Source organism: Variovorax sp. PMC12, from assembly GCF_003019815.1.
GTDB lineage: Bacteria > Pseudomonadota > Gammaproteobacteria > Burkholderiales > Burkholderiaceae_C > Variovorax.
The window spans coordinates 5210315-5226563 of record NZ_CP027773.1 but is presented as its reverse complement, the minus strand read 5'-3'; the positions used below and the strand labels follow the sequence as shown (position 1 = coordinate 5226563).

The window sequence follows — 16249 nt, the reverse complement described above, 5'->3', positions numbered from 1 at the left end:
CAGCGGCGGGCTCAGGCCTGCACGTCCACCGTGCCGCCGATGGGAACGCCTTCGGCATTGGTGCGGATGCCGCCGCTCTTCTTGGCGCCGTCCACCGCGTTGGAGACCGATTCCAGCGCCTCCTTCTGGACCTGCGAGGTCCGCAGCATGTTGATCTGCTGCTGCAGCATGAGGACCTGCGCGGCCATCGACTGGAGCTGCATCTGGATCGCCTTGCGCGCTTCGTCAGTGGGCGCCTCGATCAATTCGCCCTGCGTTTCCGCGATCTTCTTCTGCGTGTCGGTGATCTGCCGCTGGATCCTTGCGATCTGGGCGTTCACGTCATTCCCACCGCCGCTCGCGGGAGTCGTCGCTCCAATGGCTGCAACCATGTTTTCCTCCGTCCTTTGTGTGTCGACCAGAGGCTTATCGGCAGCGTGCCGAAAAAATGAAGGCCCGCGTCGTCATTTTTGCGGCAGATACGGCGCGATGTACCTGAAGGCATTGGCCACGTAGGCCTCTTTCTCGCCCACCGGCGCCACGTAGTGCAGCGCCGCCTCGGCGGCCTCCCGCCCCTCGGCGCGCGCGATGATCCACGCGGCCAGGTAGGGCGACGCGAAGCAGCCGCCCGCCGTCGCGACATTGCCGCTGGCAAAGAAGGGCTGGTTCAGCACTTCGACGCCGGCCGCCTGCACCCATGGCTTGGTGGTCAGGTCGGTACAGGCCGGCACGCTGCCCAGCAGGCCCAGCTTGGCAAGGATCAGGGTGCCCGAGCACTGCGCCGCGATGAGCTGGCGGCCCGGGTCCAGCGCCAGGCGCTCCATCAGCTCCGCGTTCTCGACCACCTCGCGCGTGCGCACGCCGCTGCCGACCACCACCGCCTGCGCCGAGCGCGCCTCCTCGAGCAGCGACTGCGCGCGCACGGCGACGCCGTTCATCGACGTGACCTCCGGCGTCGGGCAGCAGAGCGTCACGCGCCAGCCGGGCTTCCTGATTCGGTTGAGCACGCCCAGCGCGATGAGCGAGTCGAGTTCATTGAAGCCGTCGAAGGTGAGGATGGCGATGTGCATGGCGTTCTTGTGTGTGCGGGAAAGCGGGTCCGTCCATCTTAGGCAAGACGATCAATACAATCAAAAAATTGTCATGCATACATCGCACCGATGGCCGAAGCCCGCTACAAGCAACTGGTCGATGAACTCGCCGCCGAGATCCGCGCGGGCCGGTTGAAGCCCGGCACCCGCCTGCCCACGCACAGGCGCCTGGCCGAGCGCCACGGCCTCGCGCTGGTGACAGCGTCGCGCGTCTACGCCGAACTCGAAGCCATGGGCCTGGTCAGCGGCGAGGTCGGCCGCGGCACCTTCGTGCGCGAAGCGACCATTCCCCGCGACAAGGGCATCGACCAGCAGGCCGTGGCGGCGGGCCAGGTCGACCTGAACTTCAACTACCCCTCGCTGCCCGGGCAGGCCGAACTGCTGCGCGGCGCGCTGCGGCAGCTGGCCGCCGGCGGCGAGCTCGACGCGATGCTGCGCTACGCGCCGCACGGCGGCCGCATGCACGAGCGCGCCTGTGTCGCGCGGCATCTCGCGTCACGCGGGCTCGACGCGCTCGACCCGTCGCGCGTGCTGCTGGTCGACGGCGCGCAGCACGGCCTCGCGGTCACGGCCATGGCGCTGCTGCAGCCCGGCGACGTGGTGGCGGTCGATGCCCTCACCTATCCCGGCTTCAAGGTGCTGGCCGAGGCGCACCGGCTGGAGCTGGCCCCCATCCCGGCATCGGGCGCAGGCCCCGACCTCGACGCGCTGGAGCGCCTGTGCGCGCGCCGCCGCGTGCGTGCCATCTATGCGATGCCGACGCTGCACAACCCGCTGGGCTGGGTGATGAGCACGAGCCGCCGGCGCCGGCTGGCAAGCATCGCCCGCAGGCACGGCCTGCTCGTCATCGAGGACGCGGCCTACGCCTTCCTGGCCGACGATCCGCAAGACATGCCGCCGCCACCGCTGGCCACGTTGCTGCCCGAATCGACCGTGTACGTCTCGGGCCTGTCGAAGAACGTGGCGACCGGGCTGCGCGTGGGCTTCGTCGTGGCGCCGCAGGCCTGGGTGCCGAAGATCGAACGCGCCATCCGGGCCACGACCTGGTGCACGCCCGGCGTGACAACGGCCATTGCCTGCGCATGGCTGGAAGACGGCACCGTCGAGCGGCTCGAATCCGAAAAGCGGCACGACGCCGCGGTGCGCCAGGCCATCGTCGACGAAACGCTCGCGGGCATGCGCTTCGTGCGCCATCCGTCGTCGTACTTCGTGTGGCTGCCCTTGCCCGAGGAAACGCGCGCCGACCACGTTTCGGCGGCGCTGATGCGCGAAGGCATCTCGGTATCGACGGCCGAGCCCTTCGCCACGTCGAAGCACGTGCCGCATGCGCTGCGGCTGGCGCTGGGCTCCGTCGGGCTGCCGAGCTTGCGCAGTGCGCTGCTGACCGTGCGGCGGGTGATTGGCGAGTAGCCGGCGTCACTACACTGCCCCGATGTCCCCCGCCCCGCCACCACGCAGCGCACGAGATCGCCTGACTGCCTGCTACCGCAGCGGCGACGCCATGCGCAGCCGCAGCGTGAGCGACCTGGTGCTGACGGGCACGCTCGACGTGCCCAAGCCTCCCACGCGCCTGACCGCGGACTGGGAGCGCGAGATCTCCACGCAGCTTGCGCTGGAGCCCGGCGACGTCGAGCAGTTGCCGCTGGCGCGCGCACGCACGCGCTGGCCGGACTACCGGCAATGCGTGCAGGCCGCGACGGACTGGACGGAGGCACTCGGACTGCCCGGCGTGCTCGCCGCGAGCGACGTCGCGCTCATGGCTTGCCGCGGCGCGCGGTATCACCACGACGGCGCGCAATACGGCGGCGCGGCCTTCTGCAATCTCTTCATGAGCGAAGACAAGGGTCTCGACCTGCACTTTCCCTGTGCGGACATTCGAATTCCGCTGATGCGCGGCACGGTGGTGGTCTTCGACACCGGCCAGCCGCATGCCGTGATTCCGCGCGGCGGCAGCACCGGTTTCGACGCGGCCGACTTCGCGCCCGAACGCGATTGCACGCTGGTGTTCCTGACGTGGGAGCTGCCGATCGAAGACGCGCTGGTGGGCAAGGCGCTTCAGATCGCCTTCGACGTCGATCCTTCGGCTGCCTCGCGGCTCGACGAAGAACAGGTCTTGGTGAACGGCGCGCCGGCGGCGCTCTGCCCGTCGTCAGGCCTGTGGCTGGTGGGCACCGGCTGAGTCCCGATCGGCGGGCCGGGCTTCTTCGGGCGCACCTTGTCGATCAGCCTCTGCTCCACCGACGAGGTGCCCGACACCGACAGTTGCGCGAGCACGCCTGTGTCCAGCCCCAGGGCGATGGCCGCCACGCCGCACAGCAGCGCCGCGCCGATGCCGCGGCGGATCCATTCGCCCGCGCCCAGCGATTTCTTCATGGCCCTGAACAGGCGCCCGCCGACCAGCAGCGCGCACGCCAGTGAAGTCGCCGCGCCTGCCGCATAGGCCAGCAGGAGCAGCGAGGTCTTCGCGCTCGCACCGCCCAGTGCCGCGCCGGTCAGCACCAGGCCGAGGATCGGCCCGGCGCAAGGCGCCCACAGCAGCCCCGTGGCCACGCCCAGCAGTACCGATGCGACGAAGGACGAGCGCCCGCCTCGCCCCGCGCTGCCGTTGCCGCCGGCCGTTGCCGACAGCCGCTCGCCCCAGTTCACCAGCGGCCGAGCGAGCCGCTGCGCCAGTTGCGGGAAAAGAAGCGTGACGCCGAACAGCGCCATCAGCACGATCGCTGCCATCCGCCCGTACTGGTTGGCCTCCACCGCCCAGCCACCGCCCACCGCAGCCAGCGACGCCACGCCGGCGAAGGTGAGCGCCATGCCGAGCAGCAGCGGCAGGCCGCCCTTGAGAAAAGGCTGGTCGCCGCGCGCGAACACGAAGGGAAGCACCGGAAGAATGCAGGGGCTGAGGATGGTCAGCACCCCGCCGAGATAGGCGACGGCGAACAGAAGCATGGGGCGGGCCGTTCAGGCGAGCAAGCGATGAGCGATCAAGCGATCACGCAGCGCCCGGGTTGAACTTCATGGCCACGCCGTTCATGCAGTAGCGCAGGCCGGTCGGCTTGGGTCCGTCGTCGAACACATGGCCCAGGTGGCCGCCGCAGCGGCTGCAGTGCACCTCGGTGCGCGTCATGCCGGCGGAGGTGTCGACCTTCTGGCCGACGGCATCGGGCAGCGGCTGCCAGAAGCTGGGCCAGCCGGTCCTGCTGTCGAACTTTGTCTTCGACGAGAAAGCCTCGAGCGAGCAGCCCGCGCAGGCGAAGCGGCCTTCGCGGTGCTCGTCGTTCAGCGGGCTCGAGTAGGGCCGCTCCGTGCCTTCCTGGCGCAGCACGGCGTACTGGTTGGGCGTGAGGAGCTTGCGCCACTCGGCATCGGTGCGGGTGATCGCGAACTTTCCGGGCTCGGCGGCATGCGCCAGGCCGGCGCTCCAGCCAAGGCCATTGAAAAGCGCCAGGCCGAGCGTCGATGAGCCGGCCTTGAGAACGAAACGGCGTCCGTGGTGGTTCATGGCAGATCCTTGGAGTGGTGACCCTTGAATACGCGGCATCGGCATGTATGCGCATCCGCGCCCCATGCAGCGTAGTTCGGTCGCTCCCGCGCGAAAGTTACGCCGTCACTGTTTCTTTTCGGCGGTGCCGGCCGCCGCAGCCGCGGTGGGGGCCGGCGCGATCAGCACCATCGCCCCGTCCTGCCCCCGCCGTATGCGCAGCCGCGTGCCGTCCAGCAGGCGTTCCAGCGCCGCGTCGGGCGCGATCCTGCCCTTGACGCCGCGCGTCGACAGGCCCTTCACGTCTTCCATCTTGTAGATCAGCTGCACGCCCGACTGCGCGATGTAGACGTCCAGCGCGGGCCGCAGTTCGCCGCCGCCGACGTCGAAGTCCCGCGCGTTGGCCCATGCGAGGCCCCCGATCAGTGCGCATCCCAGGCCGACGGCGAGGTGCCGCCTGGCCATTGCGGCGCGAAGGATGGGGTTCTGCCTCCCGATTCGATTCATGTCTTTGTATTTCCAGCGAGCTGTTTTTTCTCGTACTCCCATGAGACGAGCGCGCGCGCGCTTTCCGGTAACGCCGCGCCCCATTTCAGTGCTCCTAGAATTCGCGCCGCATCGCGCGTTACCGGAAATCTTCTGGCCGTTCGTCTCAGTGTGTGTCGCCATTCCCGGCGACGCGCCGTATCCCCATCCGGCCATTTTTCCAGGAGCGCTTTTTTGGTTCTCAGTGACTTGGACAACTGGTTCGTCAGCGAAGTGCTGCCGATGGAGGCGGCGCTCACGCGTTTCCTTCGCCGCAACTGGCGCGACGAAGCCGAAGTACCCGACCTGCGCCAGGATGTCTATGTGCGCATCTACGAATCCGCCGCCAAAGCCGTGCCCGAGCTGGTGAAGCCCTTTGTCTTCGCCACGGCCCGCAACCTGTTGATCGACCGCGCGCGGCGTGCGCAGATCGTGTCGATCGAAATCATTGCCGACCTCGACGCGCTCGATTTCTCGGCCGACGAGCTCACGCCCGAGCGCCATGCCGCGGGCCGCGGCGAGCTGCGGCTGCTGCAGACGGCGCTCGACGCCCTGCCGCCCAAGTGCCGCCGCGTGGTGGAGCTGCGCAAGATCGACGGCCTGCCGCAGCGCGACGTCGCCATCTTGCTCGGCATCACCGAGGACACGGTCGAGCGGCAGGTGTCGCGCGGCGTGCGCGCGCTGGCGGACGCCATGCTCTCCAGCGGCGTGCAGCTCGACACCAAGGCTTTCGGCCGGGCACAGAACGAAAAGAAGCTCTCACCATGACTGAAGCCGAACGCATCGAATCCGCAGCCGCCGACTGGCTGGCGCGCCGCGACAGCGGCAGCTGGACCGACACCGACCAGCAGCAGCTCGACGCCTGGATTGCCGAGTCCGTCGCGCACCGCATCGCGTGGCTGCGCCTGTCCAGCGTCTGGGAGCGTGCCGACCGGCTCGGCGCCCTGCGCACGCCAGCGGCACCCGCGGCCGCGGCGGCGGCGCCCGGGGTCATTCCCATCCCGCTGCCGGCACCCGCGCCTGCGCGCCCCGGCGCTCGTGGGCACCGCGCCTTTCAACTGCCGCGCTTTTCAACCCAGCGCATCGCGGCCAGCATGCTGATCGCGGCCGCCGGCTGCAGCTGGCTGGGCTGGAAGTACACGCAGGACTGGCGCAGCGAGCACTACGCCACCGCCGTGGGCGCACGCCAGTCGGTCTCGCTGCCCGACGGCTCGGTGCTCACGCTGAACACCGCCACCCACCTGCGCACTGTCGTGAATGCCAACGGACGCAAGGTGTGGCTCGAAGACGGCGAGGCCTACTTCGACATCGCGCACGACAAGGCGCACCCCTTCGTGGTGATCGCCGGCGACCGCCGCATCACCGTGCTGGGCACGCGCTTCGTGGTGCGGCGCGACGGCGAGCAGGTGAACGTGGTGGTCGAGGAAGGCCGCGTGCAGATCGCATCGGCCAGCAGCGACCGCGGCACCGACAAGAGCGCGAAGAGCGGCGAGCCCACCGTGCTCGTGCGCAACCAGGCGGCCGTTGCCAGCGCGAACAACGTGCTGGTGATCTCGAAGGCGCCGAAGCAGATCGATGACGAACTGAGCTGGCGCAAGGGCAAGCTGGTGTTCGACCAGACCTCGCTGGGCGACGCGGCCGCGCAGTTCAACCGCTACAACACGCGCAAGCTGGTGATCGCCGATCCCGCGCTCGCGCGCATCCGCATCGGCGGCAGCTTCGATGCCAACAACATGGGCGGCTTCGTGGCACTGCTGAAGCAGGGCTTCGGTCTTTCGGTGCAGGAAAGCGGCAACGAAACAAGAATTTCAAACTAGCTTATTACCGGAATGTGACCGGGCATTCGTCTCAGTGAATACCGAACAAAGCCACACTGGAGACCGACACCCATGACCCGAATCGAGCAAGCCGCAAGCCTGCCCTCCAAGAAGAAGAAGCAGCAGAAAAAAAACAGGCCGGCGGGCCTTCCGGCGGCGATCCGCCACTGGGTCATCGGCGGCACGTGCGCACTGATGACAGGGCTGCCCGCGATGGCGCAGGCACAGCCGCAGGTCCAGGCGCAGCAGGTCTTCGACGTGGGTGCCGGCGACCTGAAGGCGGCGCTCGACGCCTACATCGCGCAGGGCGGCGTGCAGCTGCTCTACAAGGTCGACGACGTGAAGGGCATGGTCACGCGCGGCGTGAAGGGCGCGCTGCCACCGCAGGAAGCGCTGTCGCGCATTCTCGAAGGCACGCCGCTGCTCACGCGCCGTGGCGACGACGGCGCGATCGTGATCTACACCGCCGCGCCCGTCGTGGCGAAGCCGACCACCGACGAGCCCCAGTCGCTCGACAGCGTCACCGTCACGGCCACGCGCCGCCGCGAGCCGGTGCGCGAAGTGCCGATGCAGGTCAACGTGATGAAGGCCGAGACGCTGGAGCGCGCCGGCGCCAAGAACCTCGCCGATTACGTGGCCGAGCAGCCGGGCGTGAACATGACGAGCAGCGGCAGCGTGGGCGGCATCCTGACAATGCGCGGGCTGACCACCGGCCCGGTGCAGGGCATTGCCACTGTCGGCGTGTATGTGGACGACGTGGCCACGGGGCTGAGCTCGTCCGGCGCGCTCGCCGGCTTCACGCCGCTGGACATGGGCATGCTCGACCTGAACCACATCGAGGTGCTGCGCGGCCCGCAGGGCACGCTGTACGGCGCCGGCGCCATGAGCGGCGTGCTCAAGTACGTGACCAACCAGCCCGACACGATGGAGTTCGCGGGCTCGGTGAAATTCGGCACCTCGTGGACGCAGGGCGGCGGCCCGGGCTTCACGACCGGTGCGGTGCTCAACGTGCCGCTGAAGGAAGACGTGGCGGCCGTGCGCTTCGCCGCCTTCACCGACCAGCTCGGCGGCAGCTATGACGCGTCCGGCCCGGCACGGGGCCGCAACATAGACCGCGGCCATACCGACGGCGGCCGGGTCTCGGTGCTGCTGACGCCCACCAGGGAACTCACGGTGCGCCTGACGGGCACCGTGCAGGACGTGAAGCGCCAGGGCCTGGGCTTCGAGGACATCGACAGGCGCACCCTTCGCCCGTGGGGCCTCGACCGCACGCGCCAGCTGTCGTCCCGCGAGCCCTACACCAACAAGACGCAGCTGTTCGGCCTGGACGTGGAGTACGACTTCGGCTGGGCGCGCCTGAACTCGATCACCTCCGCGCAGGACGTGAAGATCACCAACTCCGTCGACCTCACCGCCCTCTATGCGCCGGCGCTCGCCGCGCTGCGCCTGTCGGCCGCCTCGGCGCCGCTGGCCAGCGCCGTGGAGCAGCACCGCGTGAGCCAGGAGTTCCGCCTGACCTCGCGCTCGGGGACCACCATCGAGTGGCTCGCCGGCATCTACCTGAACCGCGAACGCGGCGCCAACGACGGCACCCTCAGCGCGAACCTCAACGGCGGGCTGGGCAGCAAGACCTTCCTCGCGTCGACGCAGTCTTCGCGCTACCGCGAGGAGGCCTTCTATGGCGACGTCACCTGGAACGCGACGCCCGCGCTGTCGTTCACCGGCGGCATGCGGCTGGCGCGCAACAACCAGCGCTATGCGAGCAGGCAGTCCGGCACGCTGGTCGGGCCGGTCGACGCCAACGCCAGCGGCACTTCGTCGGAAAGCCCCACCACCTACCTCGCCGCGGCCAAGTACACGCTGTCGGAGACCAGCAACGTCTACTTCCGTGCAGCCAGCGGCTACCGCCCCGGCGGCCCGAATGTGCTGAAGGCTGACACCGACCGCAGGATCGTGCAGCCGATGTACAAGTCGGACTCGCTGTGGAGCTACGAGCTCGGCTACAAGGCCGACCTGCTGGACCGCAAGCTGTCGCTGGAAGCCGCGCTCTACGACATCGAATGGCGCGACGTGCAGCAGCCCACCAGGAGCGGCGGCTTCGTGTTCGTCACCAACGCCGGCGGCGCACGCGTCAAGGGCGGCGAGCTCACGCTCGCCTGGAAGCCCAGCAAGGAATGGCGCTTCACCGCCAACGCCGCGCTCATCGACGCACGCCTCACCGAAGACGCCAAGGGCCTGGACGCCAAGGCGGGCACCCGCCTGCCCCAGACACCGCGCTTCGCGACCACGCTGGGCGTGACGCGCAACTTCAGCATTGCCGAGCACCCCGCCTACTTCGGCGTCAGCGCACGCTACACCGGCAAGCGCGACGCGGGCTACGCCGGCAGCTCGACCATTCCGAGCATCAAGATGCCGGCCTACACGCTGGTCGACCTGCAGGCGGGCATCGACTTCCAGCGCTTCAGCCTCTCGGCCTATGTGCGCAACCTGACGAACAAGCGCGGCTTCCTGTCGATCGACACCGGCCTGGCGGCGAACCCGAACCTGGTGCAGGCGGCACTGGCGCCTTCACGCACCGTCGGCCTGGCCGTCAACGTTCCCTTCTGAGATGTCGAGCATCAATCCGCTGGCGGCCGCGTTGCCGCCGGATGCGGCGAGCGCCGCCGCGCCCGGAACGGCTCGAAAAGCACCGGCCAGCGCCTGGTACGCGCTGGCGGTGCTGGTCATCGCGACCGTGCTGGGCTCGATCGACAAGGTCATCCTCACGCTGCTGACGGAGCCGATGCGCATTGCGCTGTCGCTCTCCGACACGCAACTGGGCCTGCTGCAGGGCGCGGGCATCGTGCTGTTCACCGGCATCGCCACGCTGCCCCTGGGCTGGCTCAGCGACCGCTACGACAGGCGCGTGGTGCTGGCCGCCTGCGTGCTGCTGTGGAGCGCCGCCACGGCCATGCGCGGCACCGCCATGGACTACGGCGTGCTGTTCATCGCCTCCATCGGCCTGGGCGTGGGCGAAGCGGGCCTCGGGCCCATCACCAACAGCATGATCCCCGACCTGTTCCCGCGCGCGCAGCGGGTGCTGGCCAACGCGGTGTTCGCGCTGTCGGCCATCTTCGGCAGCGCCTTGGGCGCCCTGCTGGGCGGCACCGTGGTGCACCTGACGGACGACCTGCGGCACTGGCTGCCCGCATCGATGCAGCAGCTGGAGGCATGGCGGCTGACCTTCTTCGTGATGGCCTCCGCCGGCATCCCGGTGACGCTGCTGGTGTTGTCGATCCGCCGCACCCGGCGCGGGGGCGCGCAGCCCGTTTCTCCAGCGGCTGGCGCAATGCCCGCAGCCGCACCCGCCGCCATTCAAGCCGCTGCCGATGATGTTGACGATGCCGTCAGCACCATCAGCTTCCGCGACCACCTGCGCCAGCACTGGCGCACTTTCGCGGGCCTGGTGATCGGCGCGGGCCTGGCGAGCATCGGCATGAGCTCCATCGGCACCTGGCTGCCGGTCATGGCGGCGCGTCAGTACGGCGTCACGCCGGCGCAGATGGGGCAAGGCATGGGCATCGCCTTTCTGTGCGGCACGGTGATCGGCGGCCTGCTGGGCGTGGCGGCGATGCGCTACGTGCAGCCCCGCATGGGGCCGGCGGCCGCGCTGCGCATCATCATGCTGGGCAATCTCACGGCCGCGCTGCTGTCGTCGCTGCTGCTGTTCACGCGCTCGGCGACCGACGCCTTCACGCTGCTGGCGCTGCTGGTCGTGCCGCTCATCAGCGGCGCGGTGCTGCTGCCCAACGTGCTGCAGGACGCGGCGCCGCCGCACCTGCGCGCCCGCACCATCGCGCTGCTCTCCGTGGCCGGCCTGCCGTTCGGCGTGGTGGGGCCGCTGGTGGTCGGCATGTTGTCGGACGCCCTCAAGTCGGTGCCCAACGGGCTGGCGGTGGCCATCGTCGCCACGACCTTGATCGGCGGCGTCATGGGCGCCATGGTGCTGCGCGCCACCGAAGGCCCGTTCGTGCGCCTGATGCGTGCGGCGCGGCCCACCTGAGCCTGCCCGGCTTTCTTATTTCTTCCCTCCCTCTTTCGTCGTCCTTCCATGCCACAACAACCCTCGCCTTCATTACCTGACACCCCATCTTCGCCAGCCGCCGCGGAGGCCGCAGCGCTGGCCGCCATCGACGCACTGGTGGCGCCTTTCAGCCGCAGCGACGCGCCCGGCATGGTGATCGGCATCGCGCGCAACGGCCGCCTGCTGTACCGCCGCGCCGTCGGCATGGCCAGCCTGGAAATGGGCGTGGCCAACACGCCGGCCACGCGCATGCGCATCGCCTCCACCAGCAAGCACTTCACGGCAATGGCCATCCTGCTGCTGGCGGAAGACGGCCTGCTCGACATCGACGACGCGGTGCACAAGCACCTGCCCGAGATGCCGCGGCTGAGCGCCAACGGCCCCACGCTGCGCCACCTGATGACCCACACGGGCGGCTGGCGCGCCCACGACGAGCTGTGGGCCATGGCGCACGGCCTCACGTTCACGCAGCCCGGCCCGGGGCTGCCCGCGATGGTCCGCCAGAGCGAGCTGAACTTCGAGCCCGGCACGCAGATGGTCTACAGCAACGGCGGCTACTTCCTGCTGGCGAAGATCATCGAGCGCGTGAGCGGACAGAGCTACGGCGACTTCCTGAAAGCGCGCCTCTTCGGGCCACTGGGCATGCCCGACACCGCATCGGTCGCGACCGATCTCGACGTGGTTCCCGGCCTGGCCGGCCTCTACATCGCGTCGCCGCGCGGCGGATGGCAACGCGGCCTGTACCCGTGCGAGCTCGACGGCGGCGGCTCGCTGGTGTCGACGGTGGACGACATGCTGCGCTGGCTCGCGCACATGCGCAGCAGCGAGAAGATCGTGGGCAGCCCGCAGAGCTGGGCCATGCTGTCGGAACCCACCACGCTGTCGTCGGGCTCGAAGGTGAGCTACGGCTTCGGGCTGGCGCGCCATCCCTACCGCGGGGTCGAGATCGTCCACCACGCGGGCGCGGTGCTCGGCGCCCAGTCGCAGATGCTCAGCGTGCCCAGCCACGGGCTGGACATCATCGTCATGGTGAACGGCGCCCCGGTGGCCCCGTCGCCGCTGGCCCTCAAGGTGGTGGAGCTGCTGCTGGGCGACGCGCTGCAGCCGCCTGAAGTGCGTCCGCAGGCCAGCGCCTTCCCCGCGCTCGTCGGCCAGAACTACCACGAGCCGTCCACCGGCAGCGTGATGGACTTTTCCGATGTCTCGGGCAGGCTGTGCATGTCATGGCAGGCCGGCGATGCAAGGCCGATGCACCAGGGCGAAGGCAAGCTGTGGCTGGGCCTGCAGGACCTGCCGCTCAACGACCTCGTGCTCGACGCCAGCGACATCGATCCGCAACGCGCGCCCGACACGCTGGTGCTGCACGAAGGCGGCCAGCCGCGCCGCTTCGAGCGCATTGCAGCGGCCGCGCCCGACCTCGCCACGCTGGCCGAACAGCTGTGCGGCGACTACACCAGCGCCGACCTGGACGCCACCGCGCAGGTGGCGCTCGCGGGCGGCCGGCTGCTGCTCACGGTGCACGGCAGCCACGGCCAGCACGCCTGCGCGCTGACGCCGCTGTCGGCCGACGTGATGACGCTCGTCTCGACCGACCCGGTGCTGGGCCAAATGGGCAAATCGGTCCTCACCGTGGAGCGCAAGGAGGGCCGGGTCACGGGACTGCGGCTGAGCACCCTGCGCACCCGCAACATCCAACTCGCACGCCAGGAGCCACGCGCATGAAGTTCTTCACCACCCTCTTCGCCACCGAAACCAACACCTTCGTCTCCGCCCCCACCGGGCTGGGCAGCTTCGAGGAATACGGCATCTTCCACGGCGACTCCAGCACGCGCGACGCATCCGGCTACGGCATGTTCGCGGTGGAAGTGCGCAAGCAGCTGGCGGCCGAAGGCCATGAGCTGGTCGAGAGCCTGCTGGCCTTCGCGCAGCCGCTGGGGCGCACCGTGCGCCCCGTGTACGAAAGCCTGCGCGACGAGATCCTGGACGACCTGCGCAAGGCCGGCCCGGTGGACGGCGTGATCCTGGTGCTGCACGGCGCCATGGTGGCCGACGGCTACGACGACTGCGAAGGCGACCTGATCTCGCGGGTGCGCGCCATCGTCGGCCCGAAGGTGACCATCGGCGTGTCGCTCGACCTGCACTGCCACTTCACGCAGCAGATGCTGACCGAGTCGGACGTGATCATCTGCTACAAGGAGTATCCGCACACCGACGCGCTCGACCGCCTGCAGGAGCTGGTCCGCATCGTGGTGGACACCGCGCAGGGCCGCGTGCAGCCGGTCACCGCCGTGCACGACTGCCGCATGGTGGGCAAGTGGCACACCACGCGCGAACCCATGGCCGGCTTCGTGCGCCGCATGGAAGCCTGCGAGAAGCTGCCGGGGGTGCTGTCGGTATCGCTGGGCCATGGCTTCCCCTGGGCCGACGTGCCCGAGTCCGGCGCCAAGCTGTGGGTGGTGACGGACAACGACCCCGCGCTGGCCGCCAGGCTGGCCGACGAACTGGGCCGCGAGTTCTGGGCGCTGCGCCACCAGACCGGCGTGCCTTCGCTTTCCATCGACGAGACGCTGGAGCGGGCCATGGCCACGCAAGGCGGCCCGGTGGTGATTGCCGACACGGCCGACAACGCCGGCGGCGGCGCCACCAGCGACAGCACCTTCGTGCTGCGCGCGCTGCTCGATCGCGGCATCGGCAACGTGGCCTTCGGCGGCGTCTGGGACCTGGGCGCGGTACAGCTGTGCCGCGACGCGGGCGTCGGCGCCAGCTTCGAGCTGCGGCTGGGCGGCAAGTGCGGCCCGGCCTCGGGCGACCCGATCGACCTGCACGTGACCGTCAAGGCCGTGCGGGAAGCGCATTCGCAACGCGGCCTCGTGCCCGGCAACCACACGCCCATGGGCCCCTGCGTGTGGGTGCAGGCCGCGAACGGCGTGGACATCGTGCTCATCAGCAAGCGCAACCAGGTCATCGGCTCCGACCTGTTCACTGGCCTGGGCATCGACCTGGCGGCCAAGAAGCTGGTGGTGGTGAAGTCGGCGCAGCACTTCCATGCGGAGTTCGGGCCGATCGCCAAGTCGGTGCTGTACGTTTCGACACCGGCCGCGCTGAGCACCGACTTCGCCAACCTGCCGTACCGCGTGCGCGACCTCGACTACTGGCCGCGCGTGGAAGAGCCGAAGCGCGGTGCCGCCGGCGCACTGCCGTCGTCGGTGGACGGGCGCGGCATGCCCGCGCCCGGCGAGCTGTACATCGTCGACGGCCGCCGGATGCACCTGCAGCGCAGCGGCCCCGCGCCGGCCAGTGCGTCGCATCCCACGCTGGTGCTCGAAGCCGGCGGCGGCTGCGCCTCGCCTGTCTACGCACGCCTGCAGCAAGCGCTGTCGGCCAAGTACCCGGTGATCAGCTACGACCGCGCCGGCATGGGCTGGAGCGAGGCAGACGACGCGCCCTTCGACGGCAAGCGCAACGCGCAGCATCTGCATGCGCTGCTGGCCGCGGCCGGCGTGACCGGCCCGATCGTGCTGATCGGCCATTCGCTCGGCGGCCTGCTGAACCGCATCTACACCGGCCTGTATCCGGAGCAGGTGGCCGGCGTGGTGATGCTCGACGCCAGCCATCCGGAGCAGTTCGAAGTTTTCAAGGGCCTGCCGGCGGAAACGTTGGCGCCGGAGCGCAAGAAGCGCGCCGAGTTCCAGGCCGGCGGGCTGCCTCCGCCGGAGTTCGCGCCGGTCCAGGCCATCTTTGCCGACATGCCCCATGTGCTGCGGCAGATGGCCGCGAACTACACGCCCGAAACCATCGACACGATGGTGAAGGAACATGAAGGCCTGCAGCACGTCGCGCGGCAGGCCGGTGCGTCGCCGGACCTGGGCACGCGGCCGCTGTCGGTGCTGTCGGCCACGGTCATGCAGAAGCTGCCGCCGGGTGCCGAGGAAGGCGCCGAAGTGCAGCGGCGTTGGCCCGAGTACCAGGAGGCGCATGCGGCGCTGTCGAAGCGAAGCCGCCTGCATCGCATAGAAGGCGCCGAGCACATGACGCTGGTGGTGCTGCCGCCTTTCGTGAACCGCATTGCCGAAGAAGTCGACTGGGTCATGGCGGAGCTCGGATGCGCCCGATGACGCAGCTCTCGCACACGGCGCTTGCCGAGCTGAACACGCCGGCGCTGCTGCTCGACAGCACCGTCCTCGAACGCAACTGCGATGCGATGGCGCAGCGCGCGGCGCGCCACGGCGTGGCGCTGCGCCCGCACCTGAAGACTTCCAAGTCGGCCGAGGTGGCGCGCCTGGCCACACGCGGGCACAGCGGCGCCATCACCGTGTCCACCGTGGCCGAGGCCGACTACTTCGCGCGCTACGGCTTCCTGGACCTGACCTACGCGGTGGGCATCAGCGCCGGCAAGATCGATGCGCTGCATCGCGTGCAGCGCATGCACGGCGCCCGCGTGAACCTGCTCGCGGACTGCGTCGGAGCGGTGCGGGCGGCGGCCGCGCGTGCGCGCGCCCTGGGCGCGAGCTTCGGACTGCTGATCGAGGTCGACACCGGCGGCGGCCGCGGCGGTGTATCGCCCGACGATGAAGAGACGCTGCTCGCCATCGCGGCCGAAGTGCAACGCAGTGAATCGCTGACGCTGGCCGGCGTGCTCACCCACGCCGGCCACAGCTACCACGCCGAGGGGCTGGACTCGATCCGCGCCATCGCCGAGGCCGAGCGCGCCGGCGCGGTGCGTGCCGCCGAGTGCCTGCGCGCGGCCGGCTTCACGGTGGATGTCGTCAGCGTGGGCGCCACGCCGACCGCGGTGTGCGCCGAGCGGCTGGACGGCGTCACCGAAATGCGCCCCGGCGTCTACACCTTCTTCGACCTGGACCAGGCCGCGCGCGGCATCTGCGGCATCGAGGACATCGCGCTGTCGGTACTGGCCACGGTGATCGGCCACAACCCGCGCTCGCGCCGCGTGCTCATCGACGCCGGCGCGCTCGCGCTGTCGAAGGACGAGTCGGCAGCCGAGTTCCGCGGCGGCCTGGGCTTCGGGCTGGTGTGCCGCGCGGACGGCACCACGCCGCTGCCCGGCCTGCGCGTGGCCGAGCTGCACCAGGAGCACGGCCTGATCGCCATCGAAGGCGATGGCGACGACGACCTGCAGGCCATGTTCGAGGCACTGCCCATCGGCAGCCGCGTGCGCATTCTTCCGCATCACGCCTGCATGACCGCCGCCCCCTACGACCGCTACCACGTGGTGCGCGGCAGCAGCGCGAGCGTGTACGCCGTGTGGGGCAAGGCCCTCGGCTGGCGCGCGGCCTGAACG

The 16249-nt window shown here is 69.8% G+C and carries 13 protein-coding genes and 2 pseudogenes; 10 read left to right on the top strand and 5 right to left on the bottom strand.

Features of this window, described 5'->3' with window-relative positions:
• Window positions 1-11 precede the first annotated feature (11 nt).
• Together C4F17_RS24485 and C4F17_RS24480 are read right to left on the bottom strand one after the other, a co-directional pair.
• Window positions 12-371 carry a FlxA-like family protein gene (locus tag C4F17_RS24485; protein ID WP_106936992.1) on the bottom strand — a complete coding sequence of 120 codons (360 nt, stop codon included), beginning with the start codon at window positions 369-371 and terminating at the stop codon, window positions 12-14.
• A gap of 72 nt (window positions 372-443) precedes the next feature.
• The gene (locus C4F17_RS24480; protein ID WP_106936991.1) at window positions 444-1049 is read right to left on the bottom strand and encodes a DJ-1/PfpI family protein; all 606 of its coding nucleotides are present in this window, start codon (window positions 1047-1049) and stop codon (window positions 444-446) included.
• A 90-nt stretch (window positions 1050-1139) separates the two neighbouring features.
• On the opposite strand from C4F17_RS24480, the gene C4F17_RS24475 reads away from it, so the two are divergent.
• Together C4F17_RS24475 and C4F17_RS33495 are read left to right on the top strand one after the other, a co-directional pair.
• The gene (locus C4F17_RS24475) at window positions 1140-2480 is read left to right on the top strand and encodes an aminotransferase-like domain-containing protein (RefSeq protein ID WP_106936990.1); all 1341 of its coding nucleotides are present in this window, start codon (window positions 1140-1142) and stop codon (window positions 2478-2480) included.
• A 22-nt stretch (window positions 2481-2502) separates the two neighbouring features.
• Window positions 2503-3249: a hypothetical protein gene (locus C4F17_RS33495; RefSeq protein WP_234382355.1), complete on the top strand. Its 747-nt coding sequence runs from the start codon at window positions 2503-2505 to the stop codon at window positions 3247-3249.
• Here the strand turns inward: C4F17_RS33495 and C4F17_RS24465 are convergent.
• From C4F17_RS24465 to C4F17_RS24455, 3 genes and pseudogenes are all read right to left on the bottom strand, one after another.
• Window positions 3132-4013, bottom strand: a pseudogene (locus C4F17_RS24465) (cytochrome c biogenesis CcdA family protein); the annotation flags it as partial. The gene C4F17_RS33495 and the pseudogene C4F17_RS24465 overlap by 118 nt on opposite strands.
• Before the next feature lie 43 nt (window positions 4014-4056).
• Window positions 4057-4566, bottom strand: coding sequence for a peptide-methionine (R)-S-oxide reductase MsrB (gene msrB / locus C4F17_RS24460; protein WP_106936988.1), 510 nt, complete (start codon window positions 4564-4566; stop codon window positions 4057-4059).
• 105 nt (window positions 4567-4671) lie between these two features.
• Window positions 4672-5052 (bottom strand): STN domain-containing protein, encoded by a 381-nt coding sequence (locus C4F17_RS24455; RefSeq protein ID WP_159053708.1) that lies wholly within the window; start codon window positions 5050-5052, stop codon window positions 4672-4674.
• A 228-nt stretch (window positions 5053-5280) separates the two neighbouring features.
• Between C4F17_RS24455 and C4F17_RS24450 the strand changes: the two genes are divergently transcribed.
• The 8 genes and pseudogenes from C4F17_RS24450 (at window position 5281) to C4F17_RS24420 (ending at window position 16246) form a co-directional block, all read left to right on the top strand.
• Window positions 5281-5838 carry an RNA polymerase sigma factor gene (locus tag C4F17_RS24450; protein ID WP_234382352.1) on the top strand — a complete coding sequence of 186 codons (558 nt, stop codon included), beginning with the start codon at window positions 5281-5283 and terminating at the stop codon, window positions 5836-5838.
• Complete coding sequence (locus tag C4F17_RS24445) at window positions 5835-6887, top strand: FecR family protein (protein ID WP_106936986.1); 1053 nt, start codon at window positions 5835-5837, stop codon at window positions 6885-6887. Before C4F17_RS24450 ends, C4F17_RS24445 begins: the two co-directional genes overlap by 4 nt.
• Window positions 6888-6959: 72 nt before the next feature.
• Window positions 6960-9494 (top strand): TonB-dependent receptor domain-containing protein, encoded by a 2535-nt coding sequence (locus tag C4F17_RS24440; RefSeq protein WP_106936985.1) that lies wholly within the window; start codon window positions 6960-6962, stop codon window positions 9492-9494.
• 1 nt (window position 9495) lies between these two features.
• Window positions 9496-10929, top strand: a complete 1434-nt coding sequence (locus C4F17_RS24435) for an MFS transporter (protein ID WP_106936984.1) — start codon at window positions 9496-9498, stop codon at window positions 10927-10929.
• Between the two features lie 48 nt (window positions 10930-10977).
• On the top strand, window positions 10978-12672 hold the full coding sequence (locus C4F17_RS24430; RefSeq protein ID WP_106936983.1) for a serine hydrolase domain-containing protein: 1695 nt from the start codon (window positions 10978-10980) through the stop codon (window positions 12670-12672).
• Window positions 12669-14108 (top strand): annotated as a pseudogene (locus C4F17_RS33490) (M81 family metallopeptidase); the annotation flags it as partial. The gene C4F17_RS24430 and the pseudogene C4F17_RS33490, both read left to right, overlap by 4 nt.
• A gap of 63 nt (window positions 14109-14171) precedes the next feature.
• A complete protein-coding gene (locus tag C4F17_RS33485; protein ID WP_325002793.1) occupies window positions 14172-15065 on the top strand; it encodes an alpha/beta hydrolase in 894 nt (297 codons plus the stop codon).
• Entirely contained in the window at window positions 15062-16246 is a 1185-nt protein-coding gene (locus tag C4F17_RS24420; RefSeq protein WP_199851889.1) for an alanine racemase, read from the top strand. Before C4F17_RS33485 ends, C4F17_RS24420 begins: the two co-directional genes overlap by 4 nt.
• Window positions 16247-16249: the final 3 nt, after the last annotated feature.